Annotated in this window: 13 protein-coding genes; 11 read left to right on the forward strand and 2 right to left on the reverse strand. The window is 42.4% G+C overall.

The window, feature by feature from the left end; all coding sequences use genetic code 11:
• Positions 1–3 precede the first annotated feature (3 nt).
• The 11 genes from I1A42_RS12605 to I1A42_RS12655 all read left to right on the forward strand — a co-directional run bounded on the left by I1A42_RS12605 (position 4) and on the right by I1A42_RS12655 (position 16,252).
• Positions 4–3,630 (forward strand): DUF6701 domain-containing protein, encoded by a 3,627-nt coding sequence (locus I1A42_RS12605; protein WP_196123652.1) that lies wholly within the window; start codon positions 4–6, stop codon positions 3,628–3,630.
• 156 nt (positions 3,631–3,786) lie between these two features.
• Positions 3,787–4,830: a rod shape-determining protein gene (locus I1A42_RS12610; protein ID WP_161154020.1), complete on the forward strand. Its 1,044-nt coding sequence runs from the start codon at positions 3,787–3,789 to the stop codon at positions 4,828–4,830.
• Positions 4,831–4,927: 97 nt separating this feature from the next.
• The gene (gene mreC, locus I1A42_RS12615) at positions 4,928–5,818 is read left to right on the forward strand and encodes a rod shape-determining protein MreC (protein ID WP_161154019.1); all 891 of its coding nucleotides are present in this window, start codon (positions 4,928–4,930) and stop codon (positions 5,816–5,818) included.
• Positions 5,805–6,296: a rod shape-determining protein MreD gene (mreD, locus tag I1A42_RS12620; RefSeq protein WP_329604823.1), complete on the forward strand. Its 492-nt coding sequence runs from the start codon at positions 5,805–5,807 to the stop codon at positions 6,294–6,296. The genes mreC and mreD overlap by 14 nt, the downstream gene beginning before the upstream one ends.
• Complete coding sequence (locus I1A42_RS12625; protein ID WP_196123653.1) at positions 6,293–6,865, forward strand: Maf family protein; 573 nt, start codon at positions 6,293–6,295, stop codon at positions 6,863–6,865. Before mreD ends, I1A42_RS12625 begins: the two co-directional genes overlap by 4 nt.
• A gap of 251 nt (positions 6,866–7,116) precedes the next feature.
• Positions 7,117–8,586, forward strand: coding sequence for a ribonuclease G (gene rng, locus I1A42_RS12630; protein WP_161154016.1), 1,470 nt, complete (start codon positions 7,117–7,119; stop codon positions 8,584–8,586).
• An 11-nt stretch (positions 8,587–8,597) separates the two neighbouring features.
• Positions 8,598–12,491 (forward strand): YhdP family protein, encoded by a 3,894-nt coding sequence (locus I1A42_RS12635; RefSeq protein WP_196123654.1) that lies wholly within the window; start codon positions 8,598–8,600, stop codon positions 12,489–12,491.
• Between the two features lie 12 nt (positions 12,492–12,503).
• Positions 12,504–13,331, forward strand: a complete 828-nt coding sequence (locus tag I1A42_RS12640; protein ID WP_196123655.1) for a carbon-nitrogen hydrolase family protein — start codon at positions 12,504–12,506, stop codon at positions 13,329–13,331.
• Positions 13,332–13,333: 2 nt separating this feature from the next.
• The gene (tldD, locus tag I1A42_RS12645) at positions 13,334–14,782 is read left to right on the forward strand and encodes a metalloprotease TldD (RefSeq protein ID WP_196123656.1); all 1,449 of its coding nucleotides are present in this window, start codon (positions 13,334–13,336) and stop codon (positions 14,780–14,782) included.
• A 159-nt stretch (positions 14,783–14,941) separates the two neighbouring features.
• Positions 14,942–15,358 (forward strand): ribonuclease E inhibitor RraB, encoded by a 417-nt coding sequence (gene rraB, locus I1A42_RS12650; RefSeq protein ID WP_196123657.1) that lies wholly within the window; start codon positions 14,942–14,944, stop codon positions 15,356–15,358.
• A gap of 105 nt (positions 15,359–15,463) precedes the next feature.
• On the forward strand, positions 15,464–16,252 hold the full coding sequence (locus tag I1A42_RS12655) for a glycosyl hydrolase 2 galactose-binding domain-containing protein (protein ID WP_196123658.1): 789 nt from the start codon (positions 15,464–15,466) through the stop codon (positions 16,250–16,252).
• A gap of 3 nt (positions 16,253–16,255) precedes the next feature.
• Here the strand turns inward: I1A42_RS12655 and I1A42_RS12660 are convergent, their stop codons facing one another.
• Positions 16,256–16,642 carry a DUF2061 domain-containing protein gene (locus tag I1A42_RS12660; protein ID WP_196123659.1) on the reverse strand — a complete coding sequence of 129 codons (387 nt, stop codon included), beginning with the start codon at positions 16,640–16,642 and terminating at the stop codon, positions 16,256–16,258.
• Positions 16,643–16,786: 144 nt separating this feature from the next.
• On the reverse strand, positions 16,787–17,755 hold the full coding sequence (locus tag I1A42_RS12665; RefSeq protein ID WP_196123660.1) for a TAXI family TRAP transporter solute-binding subunit: 969 nt from the start codon (positions 17,753–17,755) through the stop codon (positions 16,787–16,789).
• Positions 17,756–18,329 lie beyond the last annotated feature (574 nt).

Here is an 18,329-nt window from a genome sequence, read left to right on the forward strand (position 1 = left end):
CCAGTGAGTAAATGTCTCCCTAGCGTTTGGTTGGCGGTATTATTAAGCCTGCTTTACAGCTCAGCCAGCTTTGCTCTCAGTTTTTCTGAATGTTCTGCATTACGCTCTGATCGAGATTTTGCCATTTCATTTAATATCACGAATGCTCAATTAAATGAGACGGTAGGCGTATTAAAAAGTTTAACTCTATTAGATATTATTCCCGATAATATATGGACCAACAGTTCAACGACTTATGCTGAAATTTATGATGGAACGATGCAGATTGGGCAAAATTATCGGATTTGGCTTGAGTATCGTGCGAGTGGCGATTTATCGAATAGCGGCACTCTAACCTATTACCGATTAGTCGGCAAAGTGTGGGAAATTTACAATCAGCAAATCGTTAATTTATATGGTCTGCTTTCTACTTCACTGGAAATTTATAGCGTCGGTACCACCATACAAAACCTTGGCTGTGATGTGACGAATGTTGCGCCACCAATGATAGAACAGCGCCCAGCGTTGTGTGATTTATTCCCTGAGCCAGCGCAAAGTTGGATCACGCAAGGTACATCTGAATATAGCTATTTTTCCAATAGTACACTAGATGTACGTAGCTCAACGATTGAAATTAACGGCTGGTCGGATGCTTATAAACAAAAGAACGCGGTACAACTTTATTATGTCAGTAATCCCAGTGTGCTATGGGATGCAGTGTGGGTTGGGTTTGATGATGTGCCACAGGATCGCGTTCAGGATACTTATGGTGCTCCAAGCGTTGATTTATGCGATGGCGTGAGCTGTTATCCAGGTGATGGAGATGGGCGCATTGATGAACGGAAAATACCATCCCCCCCGTTAGTGAGTGCGTCATATACGAGTAATCAAAATCTCACTATAACTAATGGGTTATTTGATTTTACTCGCTATGATCGTGTTTGCTCGTCCTCTTCAGCTACCACTGGTTTGTGTTATTACCAAAATCTGTCCAGTACGACCGTTGCCATTTACATTAAAAAAGATGTTCAGAATTTAACTATTTCGGGTTTAAGTAATGGTGGTAAGACACTTATTGTGCACTTTACCGATGGGATTAACATTGAGCATTTTGAATTTTTAGGGAAAACGGATCTTTATTTTGACTCAGATACAGAAGTTAATTTCCAAACTTTTTACTCTGATGATGCGGCGACAATGACATTTGGTAGTAATGTCTGGATTAATATCTCAGGGACCGATTCACTTTCCTTTGCTGCGGGGGATTTCCTTCTTTACGGTAATGTAAACTTTAACTACGTTGGTGAGTCTACCGATGGTTTTGCTTATCCAGTTATTTATGGCCCCAGAGCGACCTATGCTTTACAAGGGAATACCTTCAAGGGGTATTTGTTAGCTGAAAATGTTACGTTGAGTCAATCAATGGTGGTTCAGGGGGCTGTTACCGCTAATTATTTACTGATGGCCGATAACTCAAAGATTATTGCCTTAAATGGTGAAGCTCAATGTGCCATTTCTAATGATCAGACTCAATATTCATTAACTATTGAACCTGCTGAAGATTATTCTTTAATTTGTAAGGTTCAGGAAGTGGTATTTCAGGTGTTTGATGACGACGGTAATGCGGCGACAGATTTTGCTGGAACTATACACGTTTCTCCTTACAGTAATTTGTCGGTGACGACAGGAAGTGGCAGTGGTGGTGTGTATCAGCCTGATAGCACTGGTAAACTAGTGGTTAATCTTTCCTCTAGCCAAGCTGATGATGTGACTTTATCGACTTATCTTTCAACGCAAACTGATACTTCTCAGACTGTCTCGGGAACCTACCATTTTGTTCCTTATACCTTTGATGTTGATGATCAGTATGTAATTGCGAATAAACCTCAATCGGTGCCGATATCCGTCCAAGCTTGTGATGATAGTGGTGGTGTTATTGATGTTAGCTATACCAATACCCCTTCTTACTCATCAGACTGGGTGGCCCCAACGAGTGGGGTTGGGCAGTTGACTATGAGTGATCTTGCATTCTCTTCTGGGACTGCGACCGCAACGCTGACGATGGAAGATTCTGGTGTAAAAACGGTGACCTTAACCGATTCAAAATTTAACTGCTCTTCTTATAGTAGTGACTGCCCTATCAAAGGCAATGGGACTTTACAAGGAAGCTTTACGGTCTATTCACGGCCATGGACATTTGCGGTTTGTCCATCTGATGGTGATGCCATGAATGGCAATATCACCGATGCAACCAGTGAAGGTTTTAAAGCAGCAGGAGCAAGTTTCGCTCTACATATTAAGCCTATTCGGTGGGTTTCTAACGGCAGTGTGTCTGGGGCGATAGAAACAACGAACTATTGCGCTTCTCCAGTGACACAAAACTTTTTCTCAACCCACACTCAATTGGCCGCAACAGTGAACTTAGATCATGATGTTGCCGAACCCAGTGGCGGCGCTTCCGGAGTGTTAAAAGATGGCGACGGAGATACGTCAGTTACACTACTGAATACTGATGGCACAAGTAATAGTTACTATGATTTTAGTGGCTTAACTTGGAGTGAAGTCGGGGTATTACAGATACAAGCGAACACTCAAAGTAGTTACCTCGGACAAACAATTCAGACAGGCTATCGAAATATTGGACGTTTTTATCCCGCCTATCTAACCATTACGTCGAATAGTTGGACATATGCGAATAATTTAGATGAATTTGCTTATATGAACCAACCCATTAGCTATAGTTTTAATGTAGAAGCACAAAATATGTCGGGTGGGGCGACGACCAATTATGGCGACTTTGGGGCAAGCTTAATTGCCAATATAAAATTAGTGGCGGTTAACACAAATGCTGGTAATGAAAATAACGGAGCGCGGGTCGCCGATTATGATGAACACTATTGGGGGGATACCACAAGCTGGAGTGGGGCTGCGTTATCAGTCACTCGTTCATTTACATTATTAAAAAATGAAACGGTAAGTTCACCTTATACAACATCTCCAGATGGTCCTTTTACTTCGGGGTTTGGGCTAGAGGTGACAGATAGCATTGATAACGTTGATTTCACCGATAAATCTTTGGCGCGTTATACTAACCAAATTCTCGATAGTACTAATAAAGCATTTCCAACTCAGCCCGATTTCCGCTATGGTCGGATGGTATTATCGGATGTGGGAGGGAACTCTGAGTCCACTTTAAGTGTCCCACTGAAAACCCAGTATTGGAATGGAAGTCAATTTGTTGTGAATACCGAAGATTCAGGCTCGGTGTTCTCTACCGCTGGCGATGGACTCTGTAAACAGACGATTTGGCAAAATACTGTTCAGTCATCAAGTTCAACGTTGAGTGGTGCTTCGGCAGCGGTGGCTGTCACTAACGGACAAAGCTCCGTGGTAAAAGTACTGCCTGATAGCGATACCGATTTGAGAGAAAAAGTGCGTTTTTGGATTCGTTTGGATGATAGTTCAACGGTGTCTCCTCAAACCACATCATCAGCAGATATTGACTGCGGAAGCACTTACCTTAATCAACCATGGCTACAATATAATTGGCGTGGGGTTGGGGATGAAGATCCTTCTGCTGTTGTCACGTTTGGTATTTTTCGCGGCAATGACCGTGTGATCTACCGAGGTGAAGCGCGAATGAATAACTGATGCCCGAGCTTATTTTCGGGATGGAAGTTAGGAATTTGTTAGAAATTACCCGTTTCGCTCTATGTTTATGCACCAATGCCTTGCTGTGATCGCAAGGCGTTGGTACATTTAGAGCAATTTTTTATCTTCTTAATTCTTGCAGGACGAGCGAAGAATATGTTCAAAAAACTTCGTGGCATGTTTTCAAATGACCTATCTATCGATTTAGGTACTGCCAACACACTTATTTATGTAAAAGGACAAGGTATTGTTCTTGATGAACCCTCAGTGGTTGCGATTCGCCAAGACAAAGGTCGCGGTGGAAAAACAGTTGCAGCTGTAGGTCATGCTGCAAAACAAATGCTGGGTCGTACGCCAGGAAATATTTCCGCAATTCGTCCGATGAAAGACGGCGTTATTGCCGATTTTTACGTGACAGAAAAAATGCTGCAGCATTTTATCCGTCAGGTACATGACAACAGCGTATTAAAACCAAGCCCACGTGTTTTGGTTTGTGTTCCTTGTGGTTCAACCCAAGTTGAGCGCCGCGCGATTCGTGAATCAGCACTGGGTGCTGGCGCTCGTGAAGTTTATTTAATTGATGAACCGATGGCAGCTGCAATTGGTGCAGGCCTTCGTGTATCTGAACCAACAGGTTCAATGGTGGTCGATATCGGTGGTGGTACGACTGAAGTTGCTGTTATCTCATTGAATGGTGTTGTTTATTCATCTTCTGTTCGTATCGGTGGTGACCGTTTTGATGAGGCGATCATTAATTATGTACGTCGTAACTACGGCAGCTTAATTGGTGAAGCAACAGCAGAAAAAATCAAACACGAAATTGGTTCTGCATACCCTGGCGATGAAGTGCAAGAAATTGAAGTGCGTGGTCGTAACCTTGCTGAAGGTGTGCCTCGTAGCTTTACGCTTAATTCAAATGAAATTCTTGAAGCACTGCAAGAGCCGCTAACAGGTATTGTTTCTGCCGTCATGGTTGCTCTTGAACAATGTCCTCCTGAACTTGCTTCTGATATCTCAGAAAACGGTATGGTACTCACCGGTGGTGGTGCCTTATTGAAAGATCTTGATCGTCTACTTACTGAAGAAACTGGTATTCCAGTTGTTATCGCTGAAGATCCACTTACTTGTGTGGCTCGTGGTGGCGGTAAAGCTTTAGAAATGATTGATATGCACGGTGGCGATCTTTTTAGCGAAGAGTAACCGCTTGTCAGGTTCTTCTGGTATGAAGAACCTGCATTTAACTAAGGTCTTTGATGATATTGTTGAATGACCAGCGTTTAATTCTAGGATTATTAAGATGAAGCCTATATTTGGTCAAGGACCATCTCTGCAGCTACGTCTGTTCTTCGCTGTGATTATATCAGCCAGCCTTATGCTGGCTGATAGCCGTTTAGATACTTTTTCTCACGTCCGTTTTTTATTGAATAGCCTTGTTGCGCCTATTCAATTTGCTGCCGATCTTCCTCGAACTATGTTTGATGACTTTTACGAACGTATTAGTACTCATGAACACCTATTAGAGTCCAATAGCAAATTAAAACGTGAAGTGTTAACACTGAAAAGTGATCTGATTCTTCTTGATCAATATAAAGAAGAAAACAAACGTCTGCGTAAGTTGCTGGGATCGTCTTTCGTACGAGACGAAAAGAAAATGGTCACAGAAGTGATGGCGGTAGATACGTCTCACTATCGGCATCAAGTCGTGATTGATAAAGGTAGTATTGATGGTGTTTATGAAGGTCAGCCTGTTATCAATGAAAAAGGGATTGTTGGTCAAGTGACGTTCGTTGCCGCTCACAATAGCCGTGTATTGCTATTGGTTGATCCTAATAACGCTATTCCCGTTCAAAACATTCGTAATGATATCCGGGTGATCGCTTCTGGTAATGGTCAAAGTGATGAAATCCAACTGGAACATATTCCTACAAGTACCGATTTACGGGAAGGGGATATGTTGGTGACATCGGGATTAGGTGGCGTTTACCCAGAAGGGTATCCTGTCGCATATATCACTAATGTGGATAAAGACACGCGCCGCGAGTTTGCATCAATTAAAGCGAAACCTGTCGTCGATTTTGATCGGTTACGTTACCTATTGCTGATTTGGCCAAACGAAGATAGTCAGCACAAAGCATTACATGCTGATATTAAGCAGATGGAAAAAGAGGATAAGAGTGACTCTAACTAACGACTGGAAAGGGCGCCTAGTTATTTGGCTTTCTTTTTTGTGTGCACTGATATTTCAAACCATTCCATGGCCTGGGTCGTTAGATTTAATTCGCCCTGCTTGGTTATTCCTCGTTATCTGTTACTGGGTGTTAGCCATGCCACACCGAGTGAATGTCGGAACAGCATTAGTGCTGGGTTTATTGTGGGATCTCTTAGTTGGGTCGACGCTTGGCATTCGCGGAATGATGTTTTCTATCGTCGTGTATATCGTAGCGATGAACTTCTTGGTTTTACGTAATATGGCACTTTGGCAACAAGCGGTTGTGATCGGATTTTTGGTCATGGTGCTTGAAGTACTTATCTTCCTTGGTGAGTATCTCATTCAAGATGTGGCCTTTAATCCTATGTCTTTGTGGAGTGGGGTGATCAGCTGTGTTCTGTGGCCATGGATGTTTTTATTGTTACGAAAAGTGAGACGTCACTGGCATTTAAAATGAATAGGCATAAACTAGTATTGGCGTCTGGATCTCCCAGACGTCGTGAGTTATTAACTCAATTAGGCTATAACTTTGATGTCATTGTGACTGATGTCGAAGAAGCCAGACATGAAAAGGAGTCAGCCCGGGATTACGTGCAACGTCTCTCTTGTGATAAAGCGCTGGCTGGTGTCGCTTTATCGGCTCCTGATTCATTGGTCATTGGTTCTGATACGATTGTCGTGCTGGGAGAACAAGTATTAGAAAAACCAAGTGATTTCTCTGATGCTCAGCGAATGTTACGCTCCCTATCTGGCGGTGTTCATCAGGTGATGACCGCAGTAACTATTGCAAATAAACAGCAGCATCGTTCAATCGTCGTTGTCACCGATGTGTGGTTTAAGCCACTGACCGACAAAGAAATTGAAGATTATTGGTTAACCCAAGAGCCGCTAGATAAAGCCGGTAGCTATGGTATACAAGGTATTGGTGGGCGTTTTGTGACGCGAATAGAAGGAAGCTATTACGCGGTTGTCGGATTGCCTCTTTACGAAACTGATCAATTAATCCAAACATTTATCCAGTCTTAAGGTATTGTTATACTTAAATAAAATAACGAGTAGTACTTCTTGCTGCTCTTTATTTTACTCGAATGTGTTGATGCAATATTGAACCGAATATTTACACATCATATGGGTATAATTAAAAGGCCTTGTTTCACGTCAATAATGTAATTAAATCATTATGATATGACGTAATTTTCATTCACCAAATCGTATTGCCTTCTCTTGCTCTGTTATGAACATGGTTTGGTAAAAAATTAATTTATTGAGGTTTATCCATGTGTGCAGAATTGCTTTTAAACGTGACACCTAGTGAAACGCGGGTGGCGATGATTGAAGGCGGAGTCCTTCAAGAAATCCATGTCGAGCGCGAAGCTAAGCGTGGTATCGTTGGCAATATTTATAAAGGAAAAGTAAGCCGAGTTTTGCCAGGTATGCAAGCGGCTTTCGTCGACATTGGCTTAGAAAAAGCAGCCTTTCTTCATGCTTCTGACATCGTACCGCACACAGAATGTGTGTCAGAAAATGAAAAACAACAATTTCAGGTGCGCGACATTTCTGAATTAGTGCGTCAAGGACAAGACATCGTCGTCCAAGTTGTGAAAGATCCACTGGGAACGAAAGGCGCACGTTTAACGACGGATATCACCCTTCCTTCACGTTATCTTGTGTATATGCCTGGCGCAAGTCATGTGGGCGTTTCGCAGCGTATTGAGAGTGAAACGGAGCGTGATCGTTTAAAATCAGTCGTCGAACATTATTGTGATGAGCATGGCGGATTTATTATCCGTACTGCTGCCGAAGCGGCGAACGAAAAAGAGTTAGCCCAAGACGCCGCCTTTTTGAAACGGCTTTGGTCAAAAGTAATGGAGCGCCGCCGCAAATATAAGACGCGCTCAACGTTATACGGTGAACCCGGATTAGCGCAACGGTTACTGCGAGATTTCGTTGCGACAGATATCACCAAAATATTGGTCGACTCTCGTCAAGAGTTCGAAAACCTGAAAGAGTTTACTTCAGAGTTTGTTCCTGAACTGACGAGTAAGTTGGAGCTTTATGAAGGTGACAAACCTATCTTTGATATGTACGACACCGAAAATGAAATCCAACGAGCTTTAGAACGAAAAGTCGAACTTAAATCTGGTGGCTATCTGATTATTGATCAAACTGAAGCCATGACGACGATCGATATTAATACCGGGGCTTTTGTTGGGCGACGAAATTTAGAAGAAACGATTTTTAATACTAACGTTGAAGCGACCCAAGCTATCGCTCGTCAACTTCGTTTACGTAATTTAGGTGGTATCATCATTATCGATTTTATTGATATGTTATCTGATGAACACCGTAAGCGAGTACTAACTTCGTTAGATGCAGCTTTGAGTCAAGATCGAGTGAAAACCAACATCAATGGTTTTACCCACTTAGGCCTAGTTGAAATGACACGTAAGCGCACGAGAGAAAGTATTGAACATGTATTGTGTTCTACTTGTCCTACTTGTGAAGGGCGCGGTACGGTAAAAACGGTCGAAACCGTTTGTTTTGAAATTTTACGTGAAATCACACGTGTTAATCGTGCTTATGATGCGGATAAGTTTGTTGTCTATGCATCTCCTTCAGTGGCAGATACTTTACAAGGTGACGAATCACATTCACTGGCAGAGTTAGAAGTGTTTATTGGAAAAGAAGTACGTATTCAGGCTGAACCTCTTTATATTCAAGAGCAGTTTGATGTTGTCATGATGTAATAGGACATTGAGTGATCTCGAGATTAACCCTTTTAGGGCGGTTAGTACTTTGGCTACTGGTTAGCTTAATCGTATTGCTTGCGGTAGCAGTCACTTCTCTGCGAGTGCTGCTGCCTAATATGAACCATTTTCAAGGTGAAATTGAGCAATGGGTTAGTCAACAGACCAACATCCAATTTGATATTCAAGATGTGCGGGGTTTCTGGCGAAACACGCACCCTTCCATTGCGCTGCAGGGAGTCACTGCTGATTTTCCTGATGGTAGCGATATCCATTTTTCCTCGGGTCAACTAGATATAGAATTTGACTTGATGGAGTCTCTTTGGGAGCAAAAACCTGTCATTGCTGATCTGACTATTCATAAATTGAAACTGGATGTGAGTTCAGTGGATTGGGTGAATATGCAGAAATCAGATGAGGAAGAGACTGCTCCGCAAGATAAAACCAAGACTCAGCAGCGTATCCTTAATCGTATTGATAGTCTGTTTCTTCGACAGTTAGATAATTTTTCGTTACGTGATTCTACGGTGAAGTATCGAACAGTATCTGGTGAAACACGTCAATTAGATATCGATAAACTTCGTTGGAAGAATCAAGGAAAGCATCACTTCGCTGAAGGTGTGGTAAGCATCGCTGAGGCCAACATTAATTCACTCTCTATTGCGGCTCAATTTGAGGATCACGGTTCATTACGTGATGTTTCAGGGCAGTTTTATGCTGATGCCAAACGAGTGGAAGTTCGCCCATGGCTTACGAAGTATGCCAAAGATAAAACGGGCATCAAAAACGGTGTGGTGAATTTCAATGCTTGGGTAACATTAAAACATAACCAACCGGTAGATGGTTACCTAGAGTTACAACCTTCGGAGCTGACTTGGCAAGATGATACTGCCAATCACGAGTTGTTTATTGAATCTGGGATTGTGAATTTATCCCCGACTCATGATGGTTGGAAAGTAAGTGGGCACTCACTAAAGATTAGGACAGATGATCAATTATGGCCTGATTTAGATGTGGCGTTGGATTGGAAGCCTCATTCATGGCGGCTCAATTTGTCACAACTAGATATCGGCGCGGTTTTACCTTTGACCCGATTGTTTTCTGATTCAACTCAGGCTCAAGATCTCATTAAAAAACTGAAACCGAATGGCACTATTGAAGACTTAAGAGTTTCACGTGGTGATAGTTGGGAATCGCTTCGTTACTCAGCTCGTTTAGCCGATGGTGCTATAGCTCAATGGGATTTATTGCCTGAAGTTCACCACTTACAAGCCACCATTAGTGGTTCAATCAAGAAGGCGAATATCAAAGCATCATTAGCTGATGATGTTCTACCATACGGTGATGTGTTCCAAGCGCCATTACAGATTAATCACGGCAACGTTAATCTTACTTGGCAAAATCAAGCAGATGGTTGGTCTTTGTGGAGTAATAAGGTTGCGGTCGCCACGCCTGATATGAGTGCTGTCGGACAGTTTCGTCTTGATATGCCAAATCAGCAAAGTCCTTTGCTCTCTTTTTACGTAGAAACTGACTTGTACAAAGCTGGCGAAACTTGGCGTTACTTGCCTCGTTTGGCATTAGGTCAAGAGCTAACGGACTATCTATCAACTGCCATTCAAGCAGGTAAAGTCAATACAGCGAAGCTTTTATGGTATGGAAGGTTAGGAGATTTTCCTTATCACAAGCATAACGGTATTTTCCAGGCTTGGGTTGGCCTTAAAGATGGTCGTTTTAGTTTTGATACGGCCTGGCCACCTTTGACTGATCTGCAGTTGAATATGCTGTTTGAAAATGACGCCATGTATTTGGACTCACATTCAGCCAAAATGATGGATGTGACCGCTAAAAGGATTACCGGTCAGATCCCGGCTTTGGTAGAAAATGGTCATATAGAGCTAGAAGCCCAAACAACAGCGGAAGGGAATGCTGTTCGTGACTATATGACGGCGACGCCTTTGGTTGATTCTGTTGGTGCTGCTCTAACTGAAGTTAAGATTAATGGGCAGGTTAAATCTCACTTTCGTTTAGATATTCCATTTACGACCAAAAAACAGCCTCGAGCATGGGGTTGGGCCGACTTGACCAAAAGTACGGTTGATATTGATGCTCCTCCCATTCATATGAAGGACGTGTCTGGACGTATCCATTTTGATAATGATGTGGTTAGCGCTGCAGGTATCACTGGGCAACTTTTAAATCAGCCTGTCTCTCTTGATTTTAAAGGTGAAAGTAATACCAAAGGTTATGGTGTGCAAATTGATACTGTCGGCGATTGGGATGTGAAACCCCTTGCTCCTTATGTTGGCAAGAAGTGGATCGAGCCTCTCAATGGGCATGCACCATGGCAAATGGGAGTGCATTTACAACTGAATGATGTTGGGTTTACGTATCAGGTGGATTTACGCGCTGGATTAACAGATGTGGTTAGCCAGTATCCTTATCCTTTGTCGAAAGCTGAGCGTATTCCAGAAGTGGCTCGTCTTGAAGCTTCGGGCAATCAAGAAAAGATAGCGGCGCGTGTTGAACTGCCGCAAGCAAAGTATCAAGCGAATATTGATATCACGAAACCAACCCCTGTTCTTGAAGCAACGAATTTAGTTCTGGGTAAAGGTAAATTCAAAATCAATCCTATTATGGGCCATCAAGCCACAATCAATACGGATAAATTTAATTTAGATAAGTGGATTGAGTTTTTAGCGAGTGACGATCAAAAGCAGAGCTCAACCGCTACATCCGCCACGAGTGATATTAAAATTCCTGAACCGCAACAGGTCGATTTGCAGGTGAAGGAACTTACTTTAGGTAGCTTAGATTGGCATGACGTGGATTTTTCAGCAAAAGAGAAGAATGCTGGTTGGTCCATGTCTTTAAATAGTCAGGAGGCAAGTGGGAAAGCGACCTACTTAATGTCGAATGATCTCACCGTGTCTCTCGATCGTTTACATCTTTATGTTCCAGCTTTAGATGATCGCGATCCCAAAAAACCATTGATAGTGGATGAAGTAAAAAAGGCAGATCCCCTTATTACTAATTTTGATCGCGAGTTTCACGAATTGATGCCAAACTTAACTTTAGCGATCAATGACTTTTGGTTCCAAGGTTATAAAGTCGGTCAGTTGAATATGGACTTTATCCGCCAAGGCGATTTATTGCATTGGAAAAGTATTGATATCAATAGCGGTACAAATGAAGTACATGCTGATATTGATTGGAAATTAGGTAAAGATACCAGCCATACACGTCTGTCATTGGAAATGAAAGGTGAGAATAATAGTGATCTGATGGATAGATTTGGTATCAGTTCTGGGATTCAAAAAGCTCCCTTTGAATTGAAAACCAATACAGAGTGGGATGGTGCTCCTTGGTCTATGCGTATCAATACCTTACAAGGGGACGTTAGCACTAAGCTTGGCAAAGGGGTTATCTCTGATGTGAGTGGGGCTGCAAACTTATTAGGTATATTTAGCTTAGACTCTTTAATAAGACGAATGAAGTTGGATTTTAGCGACGTATTTGATGATGGGATGGCATTTAACTCGATTACCGGTAGCGGTCGAATTTCTCAAGGTGTCTTCCTGACTAACGATATTGAAATGGATGCTGTTGCGGGAGATTTATCTCTAAAAGGGATGGCTGATCTCAATAATCGTACTGTCGATGCTCAAGTCCATTTTGTTCCAGATATGACATCCGGTATCCCGGTATTAAGTGCTTTTGCTGTCGCACCGCAAACCGCACTTTATGTCTTGGCTATCACAACGGTCATTTCTCCTGTGGTAGAAGTGTTTACTGAAGTGAACTACGAGATCAAAGGTCCTATGGACTCACCAACGGTGAAAGAAATTTCACGTAGTAAAGGAGAGTACACCTTGCCCAAGGAGCTAAAAAAAGTCATTGAATGACAAGGAGGGAATATGGAAAGAGTCGGTGTTATCCAAATGACATCGGGCCCTAATGTCGCAGACAATGTCACCTTTATTGAAAAACAAATTGCTCGATTAGTAAAACATGGGGCACAGTGGATAGTGACCCCTGAGAATGCCTTATTATTTAGTCAACGCACGGATTATCATGCTTATGCTGAACCTCTCGGTCGTGGCCCTATTCAGCTTCGTTTAGCTGAAATTGCCCGCCATTATGGGGTATGGTTGTTAATAGGGAGTATGCCTATAAAACGTGATGATAGCGTGACTTCCACTTCTATTTTGTTGGATTCTCAAGGTCAATGTCAGGCGTATTATGATAAGCTGCATATGTTTGATGTCGATGTTGCAGATAGCCAGCATCGATACCGAGAATCAGAGACGTTTCAAGCAGGAAGCCAAATATCATTAACACAGACGCCATTCGGTGCATTAGGTTTATCCATTTGTTACGATATTCGTTTTCCTCATCTTTACTCCGAATTAAGACAGCGGGGCGCTGAGATTTTTATTGTTCCGGCTGCGTTTACGGCGGTGACGGGTCAGGCTCATTGGGAGGTTCTACTCAGAGCAAGAGCCATAGAAAATCAATGCTGGGTTGTTGCCGCTGCTCAAGGAGGAAAACATCCTTGTGGAAGAGAAACCTGGGGGCATTCCATGGTCGTTAACCCTTGGGGCGAAATTGTTGCTTCATTAGAGCAGCAAGCAGGTAGTTTGATCGTCGATATAGACAGAAGTGCATCGGCTGAGGTTCGTCAGGCGATGCCTATTATCGAGCACGCTCGATTTTCCAATCAATTTCAATCAACAAAGAGCTAGATATGAGTATTAACCGCATTGAAGAAGCACTACTTACACCCGCAGGGCTGACAGAGCAAGATATTGCGGATACCTTGTCGAGCATTGCTACTCGTCAAATTGATTACGCTGACATCTATTTTCAGTCCAGTTGGCATGAGTCTTTAGTATTAGAAGATAGCATTATTAAAGACGGTTCTTTTAATATTGATCGCGGTGTGGGTGTGCGTGCCATCACCGGAGAAAAAACGGGTTTTGCCTACTCAGATCAAATTGAGTTAGCGGGATTAAAGCAGAGCGCAAATGCAGCACGAGGTATTGCTCAAAGTGGTCAAAGCGGACAGGTTCAGGCATTCAAACGTTTGAATGATAGCCAAGCTTACTACGCTGATGTGAATCCTCTCGATTGTTGGGAAAAACAACAAAAAACAGAGTTATTGAAGCAGCTTGATGCATACATCCGTACTAAAGAACCTCTTGTCCAAGAAGTGTCTGTGAGTTTAAGTGGTGTTCATGAGCAGATGCTTGTTGCGGCGACTGATGGCACTTATGCAGGAGATATTCGTCCACTGGTTCGTTTATCTATTAGTGTTATCGCACAAAAAGGCGATCGCCGTGAGCGTGGTAGTTCAGGTGGTGGTGGTCGTTTTGATTACGATTACTTTTTAAATGAGATTGAAGGACAAAAAATTGCCTTCTCTTATGCAGATGAAGCAATTCGTCAAGCGCTTGTGAATTTGGAAGCCGTTGCAGCGCCAGCGGGAACAATGCCGGTAGTACTTGGCTCTGGTTGGCCTGGTGTTTTACTTCATGAAGCTGTGGGGCATGGTTTAGAAGGGGACTTTAACCGGAAAGGTTCATCGGTGTTTTCTGGCAAGATCGGTCAGAAAGTCACATCAGATCTTTGTACTATTGTTGATGACGGTACATTGAAAGATTTGCGTGGTTCATTAAATGTTGATGATGAAGGTGTTGCTGGTCAATACAATGTATTGATTGAAAAAGGCGAACTGAAAGGTTACATGCAAGATAAGTTAAATGCGCGTCTTATGGGTGTGAACCCTACGGGCAATGGTCGCCGAGAATCTTATGCACATCTTCCAATGCCGCGTATGACCAACACATATATGTTACCAGGTGAGCATACTCCGGAAGAGATCATTTCTACCGTTAAGAAGGGGGTTTACGCACCGAACTTTGGCGGCGGTCAGGTGGATATTACTTCTGGTAAATTCGTCTTCTCTGCATCTGAAGCCTATCTTATTGAAAACGGTAAGATTACTACTCCCATTAAAGGTGCCACTCTTATCGGTTCTGGCATTGAAGCAATGCAACAAGTGTCTATGGTGGGTAATGACCTTGGTATCGACCGTGGTGTTGGTGTTTGTGGTAAAGCAGGACAAAGCGTACCTGTAGGTGTTGGTCAGCCAACGTTGAAACTTGATGCTTTGACGGTTGGTGGTACTGAATAATCTAACGTGTCGTATTATAAGCTGCGTTATCAACGCAGCTTTTTTATTTATAGAAATGAAAGATCGGCTAATGATCGTTTTGTAGTGGTAATTCAACGCGATCCATGCCATATTTCGACCCACAAAAATTGATCCTATTTTTACTGTCTGGAGCACACTATGTCTCATGAAGATGATTATCTATCTGTGGAAGAATTGATCGAGATTCAAAAGGAAGAGACTCGCGATATTATAGAGGCCTTACTTGAAGATGGCAGTGATCCAGAAGCGCTCTATGAAATTGAACACCACTTGTTTGCTGAACAGTTTGAAACGCTAGAAAAAGCAGCTATTGATGCTTTTAAAATGGGTTTTGAAGTATTAGAAGCAGAAGAAACTGAAGATGAAGATGGCAATAAATTGCTATGTTTTGACGCGACAATGCAATCAGTATTAAACCCTGAAGCCATTGATGAACAAGTGGAAAAGCTAGTTAACCTCGCTGAAAAGTATGACATCATCTATGACGGATGGGGTACCTTCTATGAAGGTGAAGATGCGCTTTATGACGAAGAAGATGACGACGACGAAGAATAGACTCCGTCTCACTCTTTTCTAAAAGTACCAGCCTTTGTGCTGGTATTTTTATATCTGCTTGGGTATAAAGAAACAAATTCATTACAATAAAATTACTATTTGTTTATGCAGCTTTCGTTAGCCGGTCTGTGGCAACTTTCTCCTCTTACTGATCTCTCTATTCCTCAAGACGATATTACCTTCCCTGCGCCGCTGAGTAAGGTACTACCGGATTCCATCACAGAACAAGAGATTGCGGCTCAAGAGTGGCATCTTATGCATGATGTAGAAATGGATGAAGAGATGATGCGTGCTCAAGCCATTGATTTGGTGCTTGAGGGAATTGATTTCCATGCAGAGGTGCGAGTCAATGGTATTGCTGTTTTTGACTGTGATGGTACACAGGCGATCTACCGTAAAGATGTGAAACCGTATCTGGATAAAGGGGGAAATCGGATTGAAATTCTCTTTTTAGAGGAAGAAGAACCCCTTCTTTTTGAGGAAGATATTACGGATTTCGCTCGTTCAGAGCCTATTAAGCATTATGATACTCGTATCGGAATATGGCGCGCTCCCTATCTGCAATTTATCAATAATACTCGTCTTGATAATGTCACAACGGAGCAAGTTTGGCACTACAGTGGCGGCTGTGAATTACTTGTTCATGTTTACTTTACGAATTTACATCCTGAGCTAGTTTCCGCCTCCGTGAAATTTGATGGTATGACTTATCAAGTCCCTTTGGATGTTCGTTCTCATGAGGCTAGTGTACTTTTTCAAGTAGAAGCTCCAAAAGCATTTAATCCTCAGGATCCTCAACAAGAGGATATGTATCAAGTGGAAGTCGATCTTGATGGGCAGTCGGACTCTCAGTGGATTGGTTTGCACCATTCCTTATCGCAAGCGCTCTTCTGAGCTTCACATACCATGTATTGGGCAACGCCATTGAGTTTGGCGTTGCCATAGTTTCTCGTGTAGATAAAAAATAACGGTATTAATGCTCGGTTCTATCGTTGCCATTATTCCCCCCACTAACCAACTTCCTGATAGTAAGTAAGAGACAGAAAAAGCGATGCTGAAGTGGACAACGGCAAAACTGATTGTTTTTATAGACGTTTGGTTGTGCCATTTCTTAAGCGATGGGAATTTTTGCCAAGCCTGGTCATGCAGATAAAATGCACCGGTATTAATTAAAGGCTCTAGCATTGCAATTAAGCTGCCTAGGATAATATCGCCAGTAAGAATATAGGCAACGGTAAACGCAACCGTAAAGTGGATAGTGGCGAAACTCAATGTCTTTTTCATGGTGATACCTCAAGCTCAATCTACCTTAGGTATATTATTAAGAATGATTATCACTAACGCGAGCTGTTCCTAACGATTAGTGAAATAGGTATCACCGATGAATTGCGATAATGAAGCTATGAATCCTCATCTTGAGAGTTGCAATTATTTGATAAGGCCTATTTCTTTATAATATTTTAGCGCTCCGGGATGCAGTGGAACTGATAAGCCATTTTTTACCATGTCTTCTTTTTTCAAATTAGCAAAAGCAGGGTGTAGGTGTTTAAACGTGTCAAAATTTTCAAATACCGCTTTAGCGATGTTATAAGCAACGTCATCGGGGAGATCACTGCTTGCGACTAGTGTCGCTGCTACACCAAAACTTTTTATGTCTTGATCGGTGCCACGGTACATTCCTGCTGGTACATCAGTGTATGTGTAGTAGGGATGTGAACTTACTATTGCGTCTATTTGTGAACCCGTTGCTGGGATCAGTTTAGCATCGCACGATGTAGTGGCTTCTTTAATGGAGCCATTAGGATGACCAACCATATAGATAAACGCATCTATCTTATTGTCACACAGAGCTTGGGAGCGCTCAGAACCTTTAAGTTCAGACACATATTTGAAACTGTGCTTAGTCCAGCCAAATTCTTTCATTACGACTTGCATTGTTGCTTGATCGCCAGAACCGACATTACCAATATCAATACGTTTACCAGCAAGATCTTTGATATTTTTAATATGCGAATCAGCCCGAGCGATAATATTGAAAGGTTCTGTATGAAGTGAAAAGATCGCGCGCAGTTTTTTGTACGGACCTTGCTGTTTAAATTCACTGCTTCCATGGTAGGCATGGTATTGCCAATCGGATTGAACAATACCTAAATCTAAATCCCCAGAACGAATGCTATTCACGTTGTAAACTGAACCGTTAGTCGACTCAACAGAGCAGCGAATTTGGTGTGTTTTACGCTCTTGATTCACCAGTTTACAAATAGCTCCGCCAGCTGGGTAATAGACGCCAGTGACAGATCCTGTACCGATGGTAATAAACTCTCGTGCGCTAGCGGGAGTAATAGTCGTAATGGCTGAGGCTAGTACAGCAAGATGAAGTAACTTACGAAATGCCATGAATTCCTTTCCTTCATTAATGTTCTGTAAAGAACGAGAGCGCTATCTATTAGCAAAGAACAATGCTAATGGAATTTACGTACCGTCCCTGAATACGCTTTAAAAAGTGGCGGAATAATAACAAAAAAACAGTGAAAAAATGATCAAAATATCGATCGTTAAATAGTTATACCCAAGTAACCTCAAGATGCTGTTTCTGCGAGAATGTATTCGCTCTTAGGCAAGGCACTGATTTGAAGACATAGTCATTCTACGTTGAGAATCAGTAACACAGCCTAGGAGCGAATACAACTCGCCCTTTGGGAGCTCATCAACAAACCTATTTCTGCGCTCAATCACGTTGAAAGGGAATACCATTCCTGCCGTGATTGAGCTTGATCTAGGCTCGTTGATGAAGCTTTGAATCCTGCATCTTGAGGTCATTTGGGTATATTGGATTGTTTTGCGAGGAATAACTCGATCATCCTAAAATGGATGACCGAGGAAGATCATATAATCAAGCAGTGGCTTAATCATCGTTACGAGGCAATATACTCAAATGTCCTATGTCCTCAGCTACACCGTTCAGAGTTTC

This window comes from Vibrio nitrifigilis (assembly GCF_015686695.1).
GTDB classification, from domain to species: Bacteria; Pseudomonadota; Gammaproteobacteria; order Enterobacterales; family Vibrionaceae; genus Vibrio; species Vibrio nitrifigilis.

Excerpts from the sequence above, each read along its gene's own strand:
- I1A42_RS12610 (WP_161154020.1), top strand. The coding sequence starts at position 3,787 with ATGTTCAAAAAACTTCGTGGCATGTTTTCAAATGACCTATCTATCGAT.
- mreC (WP_161154019.1), top strand. The coding sequence starts at position 4,928 with ATGAAGCCTATATTTGGTCAAGGACCATCTCTGCAGCTACGTCTGTTC.
- I1A42_RS12625 (WP_196123653.1), top strand. The coding sequence starts at position 6,293 with ATGAATAGGCATAAACTAGTATTGGCGTCTGGATCTCCCAGACGTCGT.
- rng (WP_161154016.1), top strand. The coding sequence starts at position 7,117 with ATGTGTGCAGAATTGCTTTTAAACGTGACACCTAGTGAAACGCGGGTG.
- I1A42_RS12640 (WP_196123655.1), top strand. The coding sequence starts at position 12,504 with ATGGAAAGAGTCGGTGTTATCCAAATGACATCGGGCCCTAATGTCGCA.
- tldD (WP_196123656.1), top strand. The coding sequence starts at position 13,334 with ATGAGTATTAACCGCATTGAAGAAGCACTACTTACACCCGCAGGGCTG.
- rraB (WP_196123657.1), top strand. The coding sequence starts at position 14,942 with ATGTCTCATGAAGATGATTATCTATCTGTGGAAGAATTGATCGAGATT.
- I1A42_RS12655 (WP_196123658.1), top strand. The coding sequence starts at position 15,464 with ATGCAGCTTTCGTTAGCCGGTCTGTGGCAACTTTCTCCTCTTACTGAT.
- I1A42_RS12660 (WP_196123659.1), bottom strand. The coding sequence starts at position 16,642 with ATGAAAAAGACATTGAGTTTCGCCACTATCCACTTTACGGTTGCGTTT.
- I1A42_RS12665 (WP_196123660.1), bottom strand. The coding sequence starts at position 17,755 with ATGGCATTTCGTAAGTTACTTCATCTTGCTGTACTAGCCTCAGCCATT.